We start from the raw sequence: 18,348 nt of genomic DNA, 5'->3' as shown, positions 1-18,348 counted from the left end.
TTTTTTCCTGGCGGCCCGACGCTCAGCAGCGACGCGAGCAAAGGTTCTCGCATGGAATGCCATCGTTGTCGCCATCGCGAACGCTCTGCCCGCATTGCAACAACTTAAAGCAAGCCTCGGCGCAAGAACTCAACTTCTTGCAGCTGACATTGCGGCAATCAAACGCCTGCGCCGTACGAAAGGCATTGATGCGCTCGGTGGGCGTCCGCTCTGACCCATCGGCGGCAGCAAACGCACCCCAGGAAATAAGGGCGACAGCAACAATCGCTTTTTTCATACGTTCACCGTCCCGTAATCCGACTCGCATTAACCATTTGTTAACGTCCGTCAGAGGCACGAATATGGCAACCCCGCGTTGACCAACGGTCCGGAGGCACCGGTCACGCCCGCTCCTGCAGCGTCTCTTTTCAAATGCTCAAAACAAAACGCGGGCCAAAGGCCCACATTTGTCGGCCGGGCGTAGCCCGGGCAAAATCCGGCAACGCCTCAATGCGCCTCCGCGTCACCCTTGCCGCCGAACACTGCCGACCACAGCGGCGCGATCAGCTTCACGCCCACCGGGATCAACAGCAATCCCCAGGCCAGTCCGAGAACGAAGTCCAGCGCAGCGGTGATACCCCACTCCACCGCTGGCTGCGCGCCGCCGTAATCGACGGCAATGTGGTGGATGAACTCCTCCGGCCCGTGCCAGCCCATCTGCGCCAGCGAATGCACAATGATCGAGCCGCCAACCCAAAGCATCGCGGCTGTGCCCACTACCATCAGGATCTTCAGCATCCATGGCATGAACTTCACGATTCCCCGGCCAAGCGCCCGCGTCAAACCAAGACGCCCCACCTGACTAAGCCACAAGCCAATGTCGTCCATCTTGACGATCACGGCCACCGCGCCATAGACCGCAAAGGTGATCCCAACCGCGACAACCGCCAGCACAGCCGCCTGCATCCACAGCGTGGGCTGTTCGATCTGGCTCAGGGCAATGGTCATGATCTCCGCCGACAGGATGAAATCGGTCTTGATCGCGCCCTGCACCTTTTTCTCTTCAAGATGGGTCGGATCGCCGATGTCATGGCTGCCGTCCGGCCCGCCCGAATGGTCGTCGTGCGGCATCACCACATGGGCGATCTTTTCCGCCCCTTCAAAGCACAGATAACTACCCCCGAGAATAAGCAGAGGCGGCACCAACCACGGCGCAAAGCTGGCCATCAAAAGTGCAAGCGGCAGCAGGATGATCAGCTTGTTGAACAGCGAGCCGCGCGCGATACGCCAGATGATTGGCAACTCCCGCGCCGGTTCGAAGCCCTGCACGTATTTCGGCGTCACCGCCGCATCGTCGATAAGCACACCTGCGGTCTTTGACCCGGCCTTCGCCGCTGCCGCGGCGATGTCGTCGACCGACGCTGCCGCCACTTTGGCAATTGCCGCAACATCGTCCAATAGCGCCAAAAGACCGCTCATGCCATTGCTCCTCTTTTCATCTGTCGCACTCTACCCTCTGCACGCCCCGGCGCAAGACGAGCCGTCCTCCCCCTTGTGCGCCCAGAACAAGGCAGCCACCCGCAATCGCCCAGTTCTTGACGAAGATGCTCATCTGCCACGGATCGTCCGGGATCAGGTGGAAGTAAGACGTCGCCATGCAATAAAGCGCGAGAGCCACCGCCATTGGCCGCAGGAAAACACCGGCAATCAACGCCAGCGCCGCGCCAAGATTGAACAGCGCCGCCGGCCAGACAAGCCAACCCCAAAGCCCCGCATCGCGCAACAGACCCACGGCTGGCGCCGGATCCGCGAGCTTCTGAACAAAGCCGGCAATGAATAGCGCGGCAATCAGGCAGCGCCCCGCAAATGCCATCCAATCCTGATAGCGCATGACTGATTCCCGTATCCTGTGAACGCTGCCGATCCGTTATCGCAAACGTGGAAATCAGTTAGCGCAACCAAGACTCCTGCCCACAGGTTTATCGCTAACATGTTGGCAAAAAACAGAATTTAACTTTGCAGCAGCAGCATGCCTCCGTATACCCGGCGTCAAGACATGGTTTTTGGAGACACGCGCATGACTGTCACGGTTGGTATCAACGGATTTGGCCGGATTGGCCGCTGCACGCTCGCCCATATCGCCGAAAGCGCCCGCAACGATGTGCAGGTGGTCAAGATCAACGCGCCGGGTCCGATAGAAACCCATGCGCATCTGCTGCGCTACGACAGCGTCCATGGCCGCTTTCCCGGCGAAGTCAGGGTGACCGACAACAGTATGGATCTCGGGCGCGGCCCGATCGACGTTATGTCCTCCTATGAGCTCGACGCGCTTGATTGGGGCGGCTGCGATGTGGTCCTCGAATGCACGGGACAGTTCAATGATGGCACAAAGGCCGCCGCACACCTGCAGCGCGGTGCCAAGTCCGTGCTGATCTCCGCGCCCGCAAAGAACGTGCAGAAAACCGTCGTCTATGGCGTCAATCACCGCGATCTGGTGGCCGGGGACACGATGATCTCCAACGGCTCGTGCACCACCAACTGCCTCGCGCCGTTGGCCAAGGTGCTTGATGAGGCCATCGGCATCGAAAGCGGCATCATGACCACGATCCACAGCTATACCGGCGACCAGCCGACGCTCGATCGCCGCCACAAGGACCTCTACCGCGCCCGCGCCGCCGCCATGGCAATGATCCCCACATCGACCGGCGCCGCCAAGGCCCTGGGCGAGGTGCTACCCGGTCTCAAGGGCAAGCTGGATGGCACGTCGATGCGCGTGCCGACACCCAACGTCTCGGCCGTCGATCTGACCTTTTACGCGGGCAAGGATGTTACCGTCGAGAACGTGAACGCGGTCGTCGCAGAGGCCGCTGCAGGCCGCATGGGGTCGGTCCTGTCCTATGATCCGGAACCGAAAGTTTCCATCGACTTCAACCACACCACCCATTCGTCGATCTTTGCGCCCGACCAGACCAAGGTCACCGGCAAGCGTCTGGTCCGCGTTCTGGCCTGGTACGACAATGAATGGGGCTTCTCCGCCCGCATGGCCGATGTCGCCGGTGCCATGGGCCGCCTGCTGCACTGATCCCGGCAGCCAGACTGGTATCAAGCGGTGCCCGGCCTGCGGCCGGGCGCTTTTTTGTTTGGAATTTTGGGGCTTTGCCCCCTCTGGCCTTCGGCCATTCACCCCCAAGGGTATTTGGAGACCAAAGACGCGCGCGTCTGCACCCTGACGTTTTCGGTCAGAGAAATACCTATGGAAGCCCTGCGGAACGGTCTTCGAGAACCGCGCCGTGGGTCTCAGAGATAATCGGCGCGTTGCAATCCGTATTTGGCCATCTTCTCGTTCAGGGTCCGTCGCGGCAGGCAAAGTTCGTCCATGACCTGGCTAATCGAGCCTTTGTGGCGGCGCATGGTGTTGTCGATCAACATCCGCTCAAACGCCTCGACATATTCTTTCAGCGGCTTGCCTTCGGTGGTCATAACAGGCTGCATTTGATCGTGGTCGCTCATCAGCAGGGAGGCAATCGTGCCCTGCCCGCGCCGCGATTGCAGCACGGCGCGTTCAGCGAGATTGATGAGTTGGCGGACGTTGCCGGGCCACGGGGCCTGAAGCAATTGCGCCGCCTCCTGGGCGGAGACGTTCGGTGCTTCACAGCCGTATTCGTCGGCGTATTGCTCGCTCAGGCGTGTGAACAGCGTCAGGATGTCCTCGCCGCGGGCGCGCAGCGGCGGCACGACGATCTTGAGCGCCGCAAGGCGGTAGTAGAGATCAGGGCGCATGGTGCTCTCGCAGGTGCGGCCCTCGTCCTGCAGGTTACAGATCGCCACGATGCGCGTCTCCGGCGGGTTGCCCTGTTCATCGAGCACGGACAGCAGCCGTGCCTGTGCGCTGTCGCTGAGCGCTTCGATATCCTCAAGGACCAGCGTCCCGCCTCGCGCCTCTTCGATCGCAGGCAGGCGACTTTCCTCGGGCTGCATGGGGCCAAAGAGCCGGGACAGGAGCGCATCCTCGTCCAGCGCAGCACAGCTGACCAGAACGAATTTCTTCCCGGCCCGCGCGCCCACCGCGTGCAGCGCATGCGCCACGAGCGTCTTGCCCGTGCCGGTTTCGCCCTCGATCAGCACATGGCCGTCGGCCTGTCCGAGATCGAGAATATCCTCGCGCAGCCGTTCCATGACCGGAGAGGCGCCGATCAGCTTGCGCATGATCTGCTCACCACCCGCCAATTCGCGCCGCAGCGCGCGGTTGTCGAGAGTCAGGCGCCGCGCATTCGTCGCCTTCTTGGCCAGTTCGGACATTCGGTCCGGGTTGAACGGCTTTTCGAGGAAATCAAATGCCCCGATCCGCATCGCCTCAACCGCCATGGGCACATCGCCATGTCCGGTGATCATTATGACCGGCAGTGCCGAATCCGCGCCCATCAGTTTCTTGAGGAACTGAATGCCATCCATGCCGGGCATCTTGATGTCCGAGATCACGATCCCCGGATAATCCGACCCGAGGCTGCCAAGCGCATCTTCGGCGCTGGCAAAGGTTTCCGTGTCATAGCCGGAGAGCGCCAGCCATTGGCTGATCGACTGACGCATATCCTTCTCGTCGTCGACAATGGCGATTTTCATGGCTGTGGACATTCTGTTTTCTTCCTTATTCCGCTGCCTGCGATGCATCGATCAGGACCGGCAGTTGCATTTCAAAAACCGCGCCACCCCGTTCGGAGTTCCGCGCGGTGAGACGGCCGCCCAGATCGGCCACGATCCCCGAAGAGATCGCCAGACCAAGCCCCACGCCATCGCCCGGCTGCTTGGTGGTGTAGAACGGCTCGAACAGCGATTCGAGATCCTCGATGCCGTGGCCATTGTCGCGCACCGACAGGGTGGCGGTCTCGCCGGCGGCGAGGATGATCTCGATCTGCGGGTCATCCACCGATTTGGTAGCGTCGAGCGCATTGCGCAAGAGGTTGACCAGCACCTGTTCGATGCGCATCCGGTCGCCCATCACCCGCACCGGATCGTCGGGCAGGATGCGACCGATCTTGACCCGGCGCGATTTCAACTGTGGTTCCATCATCGACAGGGAGGAGGCCAGAGCCTCCGCCATATCCACCGGGCTGAGCGCTTCTTGGCCTTTGCGCGCATAGCTTTTGAGCTGTCGCGTGATCGCGCCCATGCGCTCGATCAGATCGTCAATACGGTGAAAGGCAGTCAGCGCCTCTTCGGGACGGTTGCGGCGCATAAGCAGGCGCGCACCGGCAAGATAGGTCTTCATCGCCGCCAGCGGCTGATTCAATTCGTGGCTGACAGCGGCGGACATCTCACCCAGAGCGGCCAGCTTGGAGGACTGCGCCAGCGATTGCTCGGCCACCGCGAGGTTTTCCTGAACCCGCTCCCGTTCGGCCATTTCTGCCTGCAATCGGGCGTTCAGTGCACGAAGCTCGGCACTTTCGCGCTGAAAAAGGGCCATTCGGAGCGCCGTCTTGCGCGACAGGAAATAGAAGGCCAGCGCCGCGAGAATGGCAAAACCCATGATCTCCAGCGCCAGCACCGCGTTCACCTTCTCGCGCACGGAGGCGTAGGTGGTGAACGTCGTCAGGGTCCAGCCACGGAACGGGATGCGTCCGTCGATCCGCATCACTGCCTCGCCTGACAGATAGGCGTCGGGCTGTTCGCTGGTCCAATCCGATGTCGCGCGAATGGCGCGCTCGATGGCGCTGTCGGCGGGTTGCCGTTCCAGCGCCTCCGGCGTGGTCAGCCCGCGCCAGCGTGGTTCGGTTGCGAGGATGATGCGTCCGTTGCTGTCGGTCACCATGACCGCATCGGAAATCCCCGCCCAGGCCCGCTCGAACTTGGCCAGGTCGACTTCAACCACGATCACGCCGATTGCCTGGTTCTGGCTTTCGACGCGCCGCGAATAGGTAAAGCGAAAGCCTCCCGCCTCGCGCTCGATCACCGTAAAAACGGTTGTGGAGGAGCGCAGCGCGTCTACGAAATAGCCCAGCGTCTTGTGCGTCTCGCCCAGCCTGTTTCGATCCGTGGCCGCCACCGTCCGCCCATCGGAGTCAAGCAGCATCAGCGAGGCCGCGCCAATCTCGTCGACGAAGGAAATCAGCCGTTGCGAGGACTGCGTGTAATCCGCCGCATTCAGCGCACCGATCAACGCCGGATCGCGGGCCAGAAGCTGTGGGACGATCGCGTTGCGCCGCAGCTCGGAAATCAGGTTACCGGAGTAAAGCGCCAGACGAAGCTCGGCGCGGTTGCGCGTCGTTTCAGTAAAGCGCCCGGTCAAAAGCGTGTTGGTGGTCCAGATCGTAGCCACCGCCGCCACGATCAAGACGCCGAGCGCAAGCCGCACCCGCCAGGACAGCGGGCCGGTTCGGCGCGGACGGGTGATCGAAGAGCGGCGGGTCGACATGCGCCAAAGGATAGGCCCGCCGCGCCGTGCTCACAAGTCAGGCCTCGCTGAGCACCGTGGTCAAATGAGCGAAAAGGCGCGCACCATCTTCGTTTCCATGGGCATTTTCCGCCGCCCGCTCTGGATGCGGCATCATCCCGAGCACCCGGCGGTTGGCCGACAGGATCCCGGCGATATCGCGCGCGGAGCCATTCGGATTGTCCGTGTAGCGAAACGCCACGCGACCTCCCCCCTCTAGCGCGTCCAGGGTTGCCTCATCCGCGAAGTAATTGCCGTCGTGATGCGCAATCGGCACGCCGATCTCCTCGCCCACGGTGTAGCCTTGCGTAAACACGCTGTCCGCCGTCTCAACCCGCAGCCCAACCGTGCGACAAATGTACTTGAGCCCCGCATTGCGCAGCAACGCTCCGGGCAGGATGCCGGTCTCGGTCAACACCTGAAAGCCGTTGCAGACGCCGAATGCGTAGCCGCCGCGCGCCGTATGGGCCACCACCTCGCGGCAGATCGGGGATTGCGCGGCAATCGCGCCGCAGCGCAGGTAATCGCCAAAGGAAAACCCGCCGGGAATGCCGACGATATCGACCTTGGGCAGCGCCGTATCCTTGTGCCAGACCATTTCAACCCCAAGACCGGCCTGTTCAAAGGCGCGCTTGAGATCACGGTCACAATTGGAGCCGGGAAAGACGATGACGGCAGCTTTCATGGATCACCTCTTGGGGTCTGGGCTATGCGGATGCTGCTACAACCTCCGCCGCACAGGCGCAAGCCTGCTCAACCCGCGCCGCGCGCCTTCCAACGCCAGAACAGCAAAGAGGCCAGAACCGCAGGCACGCAGAGCGCAAATCCCAAGTATAGGACAATCCAGCCCGCCGCATGGACATGCGGTCCGGGGACCATCACATCACGGTCCTGATCCGGGAAAACGATGATCTCATGCGCGCTGCCGACCTCGAAATCCAACGACGGGTCCGACATATGTGAAGAGGCGCCGGCCTCACGCCCGTCCGGCAGGCTGTATTGGAAAACCGGCGAATAGGTTTTGGGTTCATCCGAAAAGATCCACGGGATGTCATTATCCCATTCATAGACCCGCTCGACGGTGCCCGTCACCCGAACGCCCTGACTCAGGTGGTAGGTTTGCAGCAGAAGTTCGATAAGGCCACCGCCGATCATGCAGACCGGCAAGACCCAGACCAGAACCCAGACCCGCCAGCTGATCTGACGGGTGCCATCCCCTCTGGTGTGCAGGAAATAGGCTTTCCCCATAGGGTTACCGTGTGAAGTCCGTGATAACGGCCACACCCGGCGGCGCGGCATTGTCAAAGGCGGCAAGCTCCGCCGTGGCATCGCTGAGCCCGACCCGACGGGCGACGATCGGGCTGAGGTCCACAAGGCCGCCCGCCACCATGTTCAGCAGATCGCCATAGCGATGAGCGGGCATCCCTCGGGTGCCGTAAATCGCCAGCTGACCGGAATAGACCACATCCCATGGCAAGGTCATGTTCAGATGATCTCCCGCAGGCATGCCGATCTGCACCATTCGGCCCAGCTTGCGCAACGCGCGCATCGCCGCTTCGGTCGTTGCCGGAATGCCCAAGGCCTCCAGCGCCACATGCGCGCCGCCTCCGGTGATCTCGCGCACCGCCTCGGCGGCATTGCCTGCGCTGGCGTCTACCACCGCATCCGCGCCCAGAGCCCTGGCATGGGTCAGCTTGTCTTCGACAACGTCGACAACCACGACCCGCGCCCCAAGCGCCCGGCCAAGCAGCATCGCCGAGAGGCCAACGCCGCCACAGCCGAACACCGCCAGCCACTCGCCTGGCCTGAGCGCCGCGCGTCCGGTCAGCGCCTGCCAGGCCGTCGTCACCCGGCAGCCAAAGGCCGCCGCCAGATCCGGCGCGATGGTGTCCGGCAGGCGAGTCAGGTTTTCATCGGCGAACGAAACAGCGACGTATTCGGCAAAGGAGCCGGGCGCGGTAAAGCCCGGCAGCACCTGATTGGCGCAAATCGTCTGATGCCCGGCAGAGCAATCCGGGCAGGCCCCGCAGGCCAGGATGAACGGCGCGATCACCCGGTCTCCCACGGACCAGCGTGTCACACCGGCGCCCACGGCAACCACCTCGCCGCAAAACTCATGCCCGGGAATATGCGGCAGAACCACCGCATCACCGCCGGTCCAGACATGCCAGTCGGAGCGGCAGATCCCGCTCGCCAGCACGCGCAGCACAACGCCGCCCGCAGGCGGCGCCGGATCGTCCACCGTGACAATCTCCAGCGGCGCGCGATACCCGATAAGCTGCGCCGCGCGCATCACTGAAGCTCGATGCTGTAGCTTTCAATGACCGTGTTCGCGAGCAGCTTGTCGCACATCGCCTTCACGGTCTCTTCGCTGGTGCCCTCGGCCAGATCCAGTTCGATCACCTTGCCTTGGCGGACGCCCTCGACACCCTCAAAGCCAAGCGCACCGAGCGCATGCCGGACCGCCTCGCCCTGCGGATCGAGAACCCCGTTCTTCAGCATCACATGTACCCGAGCCTTCATCTCGCCGTCCTTTTCCGATGCCACGCAGGCCGCGCGGCGCGTTGATCTCATGGCCCCGGGTGAAACCCTGCCTGCGCGCAAAATGCAAGGGCAAAGCGGGCTGCGGCTATTCCTTGTTTCCCCGGCGCGACAGGTCCCTGGCCTTTTCGTGGATCAGGAACGCGCCCCTCGGATTGCCGGTCAGATCGTTGTTCTCATAGGTTCCGGCGCCGCCTTCCAGCACCTCGATGGCATAGTATCCGCTGCGACTGACACGGTTGCCGCGCAGGATCGGATGCCCCCCCGATTGCACCACCACTCCGGAAAAGGCATTGCGGAAGATGTCGTTGTTCTCGACCATACCGCGTCCGTCTTCGAGAAAGAACAGCCCGCTCTGCTTGCCGTCCCGGATCGAATTGCCCTTGATCAAAGGATCGCCACCGGTGCGCACCTCGATGCCGCTGAAGGCATTGCCATAGATCGTATTGCCCTCGATCCGTCCCAGCGCATTGTCGGAGACAAGGATGCCCCCCTCCTGCCCGTCCCGCACCACGTTGCCCTTGATCAACGGATTCCCCGATCCCTTGATGGAAATGCCCACCATGGCGTTGGCCGCAATCACGTTGTCGATGATCTCGCCTGTGCCGCCCTCGTTGACAAAGATCCCCTGCCCCAACCCGTCGCGGATCGTGTTGCCGCGTACCAGAGCCTCGCCGCGGTCGCGCAGTTCGATCGCCGCAAAGGTGTTGCCGTAAAAGACATTGTCCTCAACCGTGCCCTTGCCGCCTTCAAAAATGAAAAGGCCGCCCTCGGCGCTGTCGTGAATCTCGTTGCGGCGCACCTGCGCGCCGACGTTGTTGCGCAGGGCCACGGCGGCAAGGCCCTTCGACGCAATGTCATTGTCCTCGATCGCCACCGATCCGGACAGAACATGTACCCCGAAATAATCGCCGCCCGCCTGCCGGATGGTCAGATTGCGGATCACGCCCTTATCCGCCTCCCAACGGATCACGCTGTTCCCGCTCACCTCCAACACGATATCGCCCCGGTTGCCGACCCCGATCAGCTCGACCGGGCGCGAGATGTCGAGCCCTTCGGTGTAGATCCCCGGCTGGATCTCGATCTGCGCGCCCTCTCTGGCGGCCGCAACCGCATCCGCGAGCGAGCGGTAATCGCCGCTGCCATCGGCCGCCACGCGGATTGCGCCGCCCGCACGGGGCGGCGCGGCAGCCGCGAGCGCCGGTTTGGCCGCTGGCGCCTCGGGCGCGGCGGCTGTTTCGGTGCAGCGGCGCTTGACCATCGCCTTGGCCATGATGGCAAAGGTATGCGCGCTGCATTGCGACAGGTAGGCCTCATAACCGCCACAGCCGAGCTGTTTGGCCTCGCTCCAGAGCGCGTCGCAGGCGTTGCTCTCCGGCATGGCTGCGCGCTTCGGCGTCTCCACCACCGGCACTGTCGGCGCCGCGGGCCTGACCGCGACCGCCGGAGCGGGTGCAGGCACCGTGGTCCCCGCCGCCGCCCGCAAGACGCGGCTGTTGGCCAGGATGCGGCTCATCGGGATTGCCATGTTGAAACCGGTGCGATTGTCCCCGGCATGATGCAGCGCGATCACCCGCTTGTCGGTGATGCGAATGACCGGAGAGCCGGAATTGCCCCCCAGCGTGTCGCAGGTGTGCACCAGCTTGCCCTCGTCCGAAATCGCCGGGGTCGCGGCGGCGCAGCCCTCGCGGCTGATGTGCTGTGACTGGCCCTGCGGATGGCCGATGATCCACAGGAATTCCGAATCTTCGGGATCTTCCCCGGCCAGCTCCATCACGCCGAATTTCGCCGACGGATTGCCGAAAACCCGCAGCACCGTGTAATCGAGCGAACGGCTGGTCTCGACGATCAGCGGAGAGATGGTATAGCGCGTGGCGCCCTGACTGCGGCCCGGCTGGATATACCCCGCCACGAATTGCGCCGCCTGCACGTTGCTCTGTGCCCCGGTGGGGTCGCCGTCCATGCCGGGAATGCAGTGATGGTTGGTTATAATGTGCTTTTCGTCGACGATGAAGGCCGTGCAAAAGCCGGTCTGTCCGTTGGCATAGAGCGTATCGAGCCGCCCGATCGGCCGCCCGAGCCGCACCGCCGGGCTGTTCTCGCCGTATTCGATGATCGGCTCGTTCTGATAATCGCCAAAGGCCTGCTCCAGCGTGAAGCCCCCGGCAGAGCCCACCGACTGGCGCGGCTGAATGACGATATTGCCGAAATCTTCCGGGTCGAACTGCGCCGGGGCTTGCGCGGTGGCGGCGCTGCCAAGGACGAAAACGCTCAGGATAACGGCGTGGAAAAGGCGGCGCATGGCAGTGTTCCCGAAATGACTTTGGCAATACCCCAAGCCTATCCCGCCGCCCGGGCATCCGCCAAGCCCGGAATACCTTGGTTTTGGTCAAACGACGCGCGACAGGGCCAAAGTCCGATCATCACGGCGATTTGCGCCACACATCCTTGGTCCGGGGCCTTTACCCCGGCGCAACCTTTTCCTATATGTTCACTCAGGTATACGCGAAGAGGACTCTCATGACCGAAGCAAGCCCCCCGCTCGAAGGGACGCCGCTGATTGCGCCCTCCAGCACCGATCATCCGCTCTATGAGCAGGTGGTCGAGGCGTGCCGCACGGTTTACGATCCGGAAATCCCCGTGAACATCTATGATCTCGGCCTGGTCTACACCATCGAGATCAACGCGGAGAACGAGGTCAGGATCATCATGACCCTGACCGCACCGGGATGCCCCGTGGCAGGCGAAATGCCCGGCTGGCTGAGCGAGGCAATCGAACCGGTCGCCGGGGTCAAGCAAGTCGATGTCGAACTGACCTGGGACCCCGCCTGGGGCATGGACATGATGTCCGACGAGGCGCGGCTCGAACTGGGATTCATGTAAAGACCCGTCGGCCTCGCCGCGAAGTCATAGCAAGCAAAATCACTTGCTTTTTGCATATGCAAGCAATAACACTTGCATATGCTCTTCACAGTCCTCACTGGCGACATTGTCGCTTCTACGGCGCTGGACGCCTCCGAGCTCGACGCGACGCTTGATGCGGTGCGCGGCGCCTCCGTTCTGGTCTCGCAATGGGGCGCGCCCGATCCCGTGACCGGCTTTGCCCGGCGCGGCGGCGATGGCTGGCAAATCGCCTTCACCGATTTCGCCCGCAGCCTGCGCGCCGCGCTTCTGGTGCAGGCCTATATTCGCCGCCTCGGCAAGGGCCGCGCAACCCGCATCGCCATTGCCACAGGCGAGGGCACCCTGCCCGCGTCCGGCGATCCCAATGCGGCCCACGGCACAGCCTTCGTGACCTCCGGTCGCCTGCTGGAGACCATGCCGCCGGAGCGGCTCATGGATCATGCCGATGGCGGCGCGCGCGCGGCAACCGTGCTGCTGGCCGACAGGATCGCCCAGGGCTGGACCCCGGCGCAGGCCCGCGCCATGGCCGAAATCCTGCCCCCCGGAAGCGGACCACACAGTGCCGTGGCCAGTCTTCTGGGCATTACCAGACAAGCGGTGGATCAGGCGCTGACCGCCGCCGGATGGCCCGCCATGGATGCGGCATTGACCGCATGGGAAACGGAATGGCACAGTGCCTGACAGTGTGTGTGAAAGGGTATGGGTATGACTGAATTGATCGCGGATCTGCCGCCCGGCGCCCTCTATACGTTCACCGCCCTGCTGCTCGCCCATGCGCTGGCGGATTTCACCTTTCAGACCGGCTGGATGGTGCGTCACAAACGCAATCCGCTGATGCTCGGCCTGCAAATTCTCATTGTCTTTGCCTTTTCCACCGCCGCGCTGGGCGGGGTCTGGCAGGTCGGTTTGATGGTTGCGCTGTTTCACCTGATCATCGATGCAGTCAAGGTCTGGGCCTTGCCCCCGCATCTCCAACAGACACTCAAGGCGTTTGTCTGGGATCAGATCGCCCATATCGCCACGATTGGCCTCGCCGCGCTCTGGTGGCCGCTCGCCGCCGTGCAGGGCACCTGGGGACCCTATCTCGCTCTCGCCCATGCCCCGGCGGTGCTGCTCTCGGGGACGATCCTGACGGTCTGGGCCGGGGGCTTTGCCGTCGGCCAACTGACCCGGCGCTTTCAAAGCCGGATCGAAGACGACAGCCTGCCCGAGGCCGGAATGCTGATCGGCCAGCTCGAACGCAGCCTGATCCTGATCCTCGTGCTGATCCAGCAACCCGCCGGAATCGGCTTTCTCATCGCCGCAAAATCCATCCTGCGCTTCGACACCGCCGCGCAGGGGCAGAAGGCTGGCGAATACGTGATCATCGGCACGCTGGCCTCGTTTGCCTGGGCGCTGGCGCTGAGTTATGCCACGCTGGCGCTGCTCAGGGCCGGATCCGCGCTACCCTGACGCGCTCTGTGCACGCACGCAGGGCCGCCGCACCTTGAGATTCTGCGTCAGGAGCCCTAGATTGGCATGAGAACCAAAGAGGTATCCCATGTTCGCCATTCCCGGCCAGACCCCGGTCACCCTGACCGACACCGCCGTCGCCCAGATCCGCAAGCTGATGGAACGACAGAGCCGCCACGGCCTGCGCATCGGCCTGAAGAAAGGCGGCTGTGCGGGCATGGAATACACCATGGATTACGTCGACGCCGCCGAACCGCACGACGAAGTCATCGAACAGGACGGCGCGCGGGTTATGATTGCCCCAACAGCGCAGATGTTCCTGTTCGGCACGGAGATCGACTACGAAACGTCCTTGCTTGAATCCGGCTTCCGGTTCCGCAACCCGAACGTCGAGGACGCCTGCGGCTGTGGCGAGTCGATCAAGTTCAAGGATGTCGAAACGCTGGCTGCCGAGCGCGGTGCCGGCGGCGCGTGAGCCTGCACGGTCGGGGACATCGACTAAGTGAAAGACCTGTTTTCAGGCCTTGGCGCTCTATGGTCGGCGGCGTGTGGATCTATCATGACCGTACGATCTAGCGCTCTGACCGGGCCGTGCTGATCAATGGCGCCGGGCGTTTATCGACCGGCTCGTAGAGACGGGCTACGAAGGCTGGCTTCACATCCGCGAGAATGGCAATTGCGCGGCCATGCCGTATAGGACCCTACCCGGCTCCGGACCTGGATACGGACGCGCAATGCCCCCCAGCGGTGTAAGCGGGTGAGCAGAACAGTGGCGAGATGAGTTCGGGCGGATTTCTCCTGCCACGTCGCGATCTTTCTTAAGTGTATATTTTTGTTATATAAATGATCGGACCGGTTGCGCTGGCGGTCGAGCGCGGGATCGACCGGGTGCTGACCCGTCCGGTCTCGCTGCGTCGGGATATTGCCCCGCGCGCCGCCCGCAGCATGCAACTTGAGGATCGCGCGGGCGTCATATTCCCGGTCCGCGACGCTGTGGATGTGCCGTGAGCAGAGCCAAGACCGCTGCTCCAGAGCCTGCCCCTACGACAGCGTGATCGCCTGACGCACCCCCGCGAGCGTTGAACTTGATGCCCAGTCCGCAACGCGAACAGCCAAGGGTGTGATCCACCTCCTTTCGGAGTGGCCTGCTGCTGCGCCCGGATGATCGGACTGTCGATGAACGCCATCTTGTCGCGGGATTTTTTGCCAAGCGTTTCAAAGAACTGGACACTGGCGCCCGTCTTGGCCCGCTTGCTGACCGTCGTGCAGAAAGCGTAGCTCTCCGGCAGGACCCGCCACGGGGACGCGGTCCTGCACACCCGGAAAATCGCGATCAGGCCCCGTCGATCGTCCAAACCCTTGCCGCACCGCGCGGCGTCTTCGGCAAAAGGGCTGGGCCTGCCCCCGTTCAACATCCAACAAATCGAACCAAGCCATCACGGCTGCGTGCCTGGAGACAGCGATCGGACACCCGCCCGCCTTTGGCTCCCGCGAATTAAGGCGCGTCCTAGAGGAAGGTGAGATCGCCCGCGCTGAAATCGGCCTGCGTGATCTCGTAATTCTCGACGATGATCTTCGTGGTCGTGGCGCCGTCGGTGTAGGTGATGGTGCTGTCAGTCCCATCGTAGGACAGGCTGACATTACCGGTTTCGGTCAGCACGATTTCGTCCTCCGCCGAGAAATCCGTGATGGTATCGGCGCCGTCGTTCACATCGAAGACAAAGCTGTCCGCGCCGTCCGCGCCGCTCAGGAGATCGTTGCCCGCGCCGCCGCGCAGGGTATTCGCGCCCGCATCGCCGATCAGACGGTCATCAAAGCCACTCCCGGTGAGGTTTTCGACGGACTTCAGATCCGCGATCGCGCGCCATGTGCCGCCGCCGGTCTGGGCATTGCCGGTGTCGCGGGTCCAGGCTTCCGGCGAATTGCCGTAGTCGAGATTGACCCAGACCGCGGCACCGAATTCCGAGAAATCGACCGTATCGACCCCCGCGCCACCGTCGAGCGTGTCCTGCTCCCCTGCCCGGCTTTCCCAGAGTTGCAGTGTGTCCGCGCCGCCCTCGCCGCTGATGCTGTCACTGCCAAGGCCACCGCGCAGCACGTTTGCCGCGCCATTGCCGATCAGCCGGTCCTCGAAGGCGGTGCCGGTCAGATTTTCGACCGAAACAAGATTGGCGATCTCCCGCCAGGTGCCACCACCGGTCTGGGCATTGCCGGTGTCGCGGGTCCAGACCTCGTTGCTGTTGCCAAAGTCGAGATCAACCCAGATCGCCGCATCGAACCCCGAGAAATCGCCGGTGTCCTGACCCGTTCCGCCATTGAGCGTGTCGAGATCGCCCGCCTCGCTCTCCCAGAGTTGCAGCGTGTCGTTCCCGCCCTCCCCGTTGAGCGCATCACTGCCGAGACCGCCGCGCAGGACATTGGCCTTGGCATCGCCGATCAGCCGGTCCTCGAAGGCGGTGCCGATCAGGTTTTCGATGGACTCGAGGTTGGCGATTGCGCGCCATGTGCCGCCGCCGGTCTGAGCGTTGTCGGTGTCGCGGGTCCAGGCTTCGTTGTTGTTCCCATAGTTGAGATCGACCCAGACCGCCGCGCCAAACCCGGCAAAATCGGCCGTGTCGCTGTCGGAGCCGCCATCGAGCGTGTCGAGTGTTCCCGCCGCGCTGTCCCAGAGCCGCAGCAGATCGTCATCGGCCCCGCCGTACAACGTGTCGTTCCCGGCCCCACCATTCAGCGTGTCCTCGCCCTCTCCACCCCAAAGCTCGTCCGCGCCGCGCATGCCCAGAATGTCGTTGTCCGCGCCGCCGCCGTAGACGGTGTCGTTGCCATCCCCGAGCGCCACGCCCTCGAAGGTGTTGGGCGACACCGCCCCCCACCGCACCCCGCCGACCGAGAACACCCCGGCGTCCCCGAGCGCCAGATCCACATTGCCCTGAACAGCCGTGAAGTTCAGCCAGTCATCGCCGCCATTGGTGTCGGTGATCGTGGCGCGGCCCGGATCATGGGCAACAAGGTCGAGATAATCGCCGGTAATCGTATGAATGTCGTCGTTGGAGGCCTCCGAGCCATAGAACTCGATCTGCCAGTCATGCAGGGTTCCGACGTCCTGCCCTGCCTGATCGATGAGTTCCACCGTCCATATACCCGCAGTGTCGTAGCCGCGCAGCCCGGTGACCCCGAAGGTCCATTCGAAACCGCCGTCAAAAAGGCTGCTGCCGCCTTCGTTCTGCATCAGCATGAAGCGCGTACCGTCCGGCGCCACCAGCCACAATTCCAGATCGCTCGCCCATGTGTGGGTCAGATCAATGGTTACCATGGCGGACTCGACCGTGATGGTCTCCGCCACGGTTATGCTGCTGGTGGTGGTTCCCAGATCCGCGATCGGCAGTCCGAGCGCGCCGGAGCTGGCCGTGACCGAGAGTTCTTGCAGCCCGCCTTCCACGCTGGACCCGGCCGAAACCGCCGGGCCGCCGGTCATGTAGGTCCAGACCTCCGCCATGCGCACGGCGGCAAAGGCGTTGAGCATGCCATAGCCATAGTTGACGTGGAACGTGTGCCCGCCGCCGTTCCAGTGTCCCGCCCCGGTCTCGAACCAGGTGCCGTCCTCGTTTGTGCTGCGGCCATTACCAATCGTGGAGCCGGTCTGGCTCGCCGAGGTGGCGAGTATCGTGTGCACATCGCGCCAGCCAAGGCCGGGATTGGCCTCCAGCATCAGGGCGATCACGCCGGACACCACGGGCGTCGCCGCCGAGGTGCCACCAAATGTGAAGGTGTAATTCCCGGTCGGATCGTCCGGAGAAGACCCATCATTATAGCCCGCCGCGCCGCTGACGTCGGTGGTGACAGAGGCGGCGGGTGCGGCGATCAGGATCGCGGAGCCAAAGTTGGAATAATAGGCCGTGAGGCCCGAGGAATCGGTAGCGCCGACCGTGATGGTAAAACGCTGCGCGTTGTCGCCGCTGCCATTGGCGTTGAGGTTGTCATTGCCGGCCGCCTGCGCGATCAGGGTGCCAAGGCCGCCGCGCCCCGCCTCCGAAAGCAGCCCGTAGGCCACATACAGCTGCGCCGCAAAAGAGCCGGAACCAGAGCCGGCCGGCGTCAAAAGGCTTTGACTGCTGCCGTAGCTGGGGGTCGAGCCCCAGCTGTTGGAGCTGATGTCGAACCGGCCGACTGCCTGTTCGACCACGTCCATGAACCCGGTCGTGTTATAGGAGTTGATGTAGCCATAGAGCGCCGGGTTGAAGATACTCACGCCGGTCAGGGTCACGCCCGGGGCAACCCCCACACCGCCAAGACCATTGTTTCCCGTCGCCCCGATCAATCCGGCAACGGCAGTGCCATGGGAATCGGAGCCGACTGGAAATGGATCGACCGGGTTGTTCGATCCGTCCTGCACATGCAGCGATCCGTCGTAGCCGGTGATGAGGTCTTCGTGGTTGTAATCAACCCCATCGTCATAGACGCCGACATAAACCCCTGCGCCGCTGTACTCGGACCAGATTGTCTCGATATCGCCAAGCAGTGAGAACTGCCATTGCGAGGGGTAAAGGGGGTCATTCGGTGTCATCGGCGTCGCTCTTACAAAACAATCGATAAAATCCGGTCGGTGTCGATCCGGCGCGTCACTCCGGCGTCAGGATGTCGACAACCCGGAAATCGCGGCCTTGCATGCAAGTCGACATGCGCTGCCATAGCCCCTCAAGCACCACGGGCGTGCCCGGCTGCAGCGCGGTTTCCTGCACACCAGACAGGCTGATCGTCTCGCCGGTGTCGAGCTGAAACTGAGGGCATGTGACACCGGGACCGACATAATGGCCGGTGATCTTCGCTAAGTCCGGCTTGCCATCAGCCATCGCCGCACAGCCCGCCAGCGCCAGAGAAAGGGTCAATGCCGGACGCCATCCCGCCCGCGCCGAAGGGTTCAAATTTTTCAGGCATTTGAAAAAATTTTCCATAGGTTACGGACCATCCCTCACCCAAACCGCTCCAACGCCTCGCATGCAGCAGGTCAAGCCTTTATGGGGTTGGTAAGGGGGGACGTCCTTTGG

Annotated in this window: 18 protein-coding genes; 6 read left to right on the top strand and 12 right to left on the bottom strand. The window is 63.1% G+C overall.

Features of this window, described 5'->3' with window-relative positions:
- Nucleotides 1-22 precede the first annotated feature (22 nt).
- The 3 genes from ACN2XU_RS04665 to ACN2XU_RS04655 form a co-directional block, all read right to left on the bottom strand.
- The gene (locus ACN2XU_RS04665) at nt 23-277 is read right to left on the bottom strand and encodes a hypothetical protein (protein ID WP_419409237.1); all 255 of its coding nucleotides are present in this window, start codon (nt 275-277) and stop codon (nt 23-25) included.
- A 209-nt stretch (nt 278-486) separates the two neighbouring features.
- A complete protein-coding gene (locus ACN2XU_RS04660) occupies nt 487-1,458 on the bottom strand; it encodes a DUF808 domain-containing protein (RefSeq protein WP_419409236.1) in 972 nt (323 codons plus the stop codon).
- A 16-nt stretch (nt 1,459-1,474) separates the two neighbouring features.
- A complete protein-coding gene (locus ACN2XU_RS04655) occupies nt 1,475-1,870 on the bottom strand; it encodes a DoxX family protein (RefSeq protein WP_419409235.1) in 396 nt (131 codons plus the stop codon).
- 186 nt (nt 1,871-2,056) lie between these two features.
- Between ACN2XU_RS04655 and gap the strand changes: the two genes are divergently transcribed.
- Complete coding sequence (gap, locus tag ACN2XU_RS04650; RefSeq protein WP_419409234.1) at nt 2,057-3,061, top strand: type I glyceraldehyde-3-phosphate dehydrogenase; 1,005 nt, start codon at nt 2,057-2,059, stop codon at nt 3,059-3,061.
- A gap of 215 nt (nt 3,062-3,276) precedes the next feature.
- Here gap and ACN2XU_RS04645 read toward each other — a convergent pair whose 3' ends face one another.
- The 7 genes from ACN2XU_RS04645 to ACN2XU_RS04615 form a co-directional block, all read right to left on the bottom strand.
- On the bottom strand, nt 3,277-4,611 hold the full coding sequence (locus ACN2XU_RS04645; RefSeq protein WP_419409233.1) for a sigma-54-dependent transcriptional regulator: 1,335 nt from the start codon (nt 4,609-4,611) through the stop codon (nt 3,277-3,279).
- A 13-nt stretch (nt 4,612-4,624) separates the two neighbouring features.
- Entirely contained in the window at nt 4,625-6,388 is a 1,764-nt protein-coding gene (locus ACN2XU_RS04640) for a sensor histidine kinase (RefSeq protein ID WP_419409232.1), read from the bottom strand.
- Nucleotides 6,389-6,425: 37 nt separating this feature from the next.
- A complete protein-coding gene (gene purQ / locus ACN2XU_RS04635; RefSeq protein WP_419409231.1) occupies nt 6,426-7,091 on the bottom strand; it encodes a phosphoribosylformylglycinamidine synthase subunit PurQ in 666 nt (221 codons plus the stop codon).
- A gap of 68 nt (nt 7,092-7,159) precedes the next feature.
- Nucleotides 7,160-7,654 carry a DUF3592 domain-containing protein gene (locus ACN2XU_RS04630; protein WP_419409230.1) on the bottom strand — a complete coding sequence of 165 codons (495 nt, stop codon included), beginning with the start codon at nt 7,652-7,654 and terminating at the stop codon, nt 7,160-7,162.
- A gap of 4 nt (nt 7,655-7,658) precedes the next feature.
- Nucleotides 7,659-8,699, bottom strand: a complete 1,041-nt coding sequence (locus ACN2XU_RS04625) for a zinc-dependent alcohol dehydrogenase family protein (protein ID WP_419409229.1) — start codon at nt 8,697-8,699, stop codon at nt 7,659-7,661.
- Nucleotides 8,699-8,929, bottom strand: a complete 231-nt coding sequence (purS, locus tag ACN2XU_RS04620; protein WP_419409228.1) for a phosphoribosylformylglycinamidine synthase subunit PurS — start codon at nt 8,927-8,929, stop codon at nt 8,699-8,701. Before purS ends, ACN2XU_RS04625 begins: the two co-directional genes overlap by 1 nt.
- Nucleotides 8,930-9,035: 106 nt before the next feature.
- Nucleotides 9,036-11,249: a right-handed parallel beta-helix repeat-containing protein gene (locus ACN2XU_RS04615; RefSeq protein ID WP_419409227.1), complete on the bottom strand. Its 2,214-nt coding sequence runs from the start codon at nt 11,247-11,249 to the stop codon at nt 9,036-9,038.
- A 218-nt stretch (nt 11,250-11,467) separates the two neighbouring features.
- Between ACN2XU_RS04615 and ACN2XU_RS04610 the strand changes: the two genes are divergently transcribed.
- From ACN2XU_RS04610 to ACN2XU_RS04590, 5 genes are all read left to right on the top strand, one after another.
- Nucleotides 11,468-11,830: an SUF system Fe-S cluster assembly protein gene (locus tag ACN2XU_RS04610; RefSeq protein ID WP_419409226.1), complete on the top strand. Its 363-nt coding sequence runs from the start codon at nt 11,468-11,470 to the stop codon at nt 11,828-11,830.
- 78 nt (nt 11,831-11,908) lie between these two features.
- Complete coding sequence (locus tag ACN2XU_RS04605; RefSeq protein WP_419409225.1) at nt 11,909-12,532, top strand: MarR family transcriptional regulator; 624 nt, start codon at nt 11,909-11,911, stop codon at nt 12,530-12,532.
- 24 nt (nt 12,533-12,556) lie between these two features.
- Nucleotides 12,557-13,303 (top strand): DUF3307 domain-containing protein, encoded by a 747-nt coding sequence (locus ACN2XU_RS04600; protein WP_419409224.1) that lies wholly within the window; start codon nt 12,557-12,559, stop codon nt 13,301-13,303.
- Between the two features lie 88 nt (nt 13,304-13,391).
- Nucleotides 13,392-13,778, top strand: a complete 387-nt coding sequence (locus ACN2XU_RS04595; protein ID WP_419409223.1) for a HesB/IscA family protein — start codon at nt 13,392-13,394, stop codon at nt 13,776-13,778.
- Nucleotides 13,779-14,146: 368 nt separating this feature from the next.
- Nucleotides 14,147-14,311: a hypothetical protein gene (locus ACN2XU_RS04590; RefSeq protein ID WP_419409222.1), complete on the top strand. Its 165-nt coding sequence runs from the start codon at nt 14,147-14,149 to the stop codon at nt 14,309-14,311.
- A 499-nt stretch (nt 14,312-14,810) separates the two neighbouring features.
- Here the strand turns inward: ACN2XU_RS04590 and ACN2XU_RS04585 are convergent, their stop codons facing one another.
- Nucleotides 14,811-17,867, bottom strand: coding sequence for a S8 family serine peptidase (locus tag ACN2XU_RS04585; protein WP_419409221.1), 3,057 nt, complete (start codon nt 17,865-17,867; stop codon nt 14,811-14,813).
- Nucleotides 17,868-17,922: 55 nt separating this feature from the next.
- Nucleotides 17,923-18,189 carry a hypothetical protein gene (locus ACN2XU_RS04580; protein ID WP_419409220.1) on the bottom strand — a complete coding sequence of 89 codons (267 nt, stop codon included), beginning with the start codon at nt 18,187-18,189 and terminating at the stop codon, nt 17,923-17,925.
- Nucleotides 18,190-18,348: the final 159 nt, after the last annotated feature.

It is taken from the genome of Pacificoceanicola niger, from assembly GCF_048553275.1.
In the GTDB taxonomy this organism is placed as follows: domain Bacteria; phylum Pseudomonadota; class Alphaproteobacteria; order Rhodobacterales; family Rhodobacteraceae; genus Pacificoceanicola.
The sequence above is the reverse complement of the archived record's forward strand: the minus strand, read 5'-3'. Positions and strand labels throughout refer to the sequence as shown.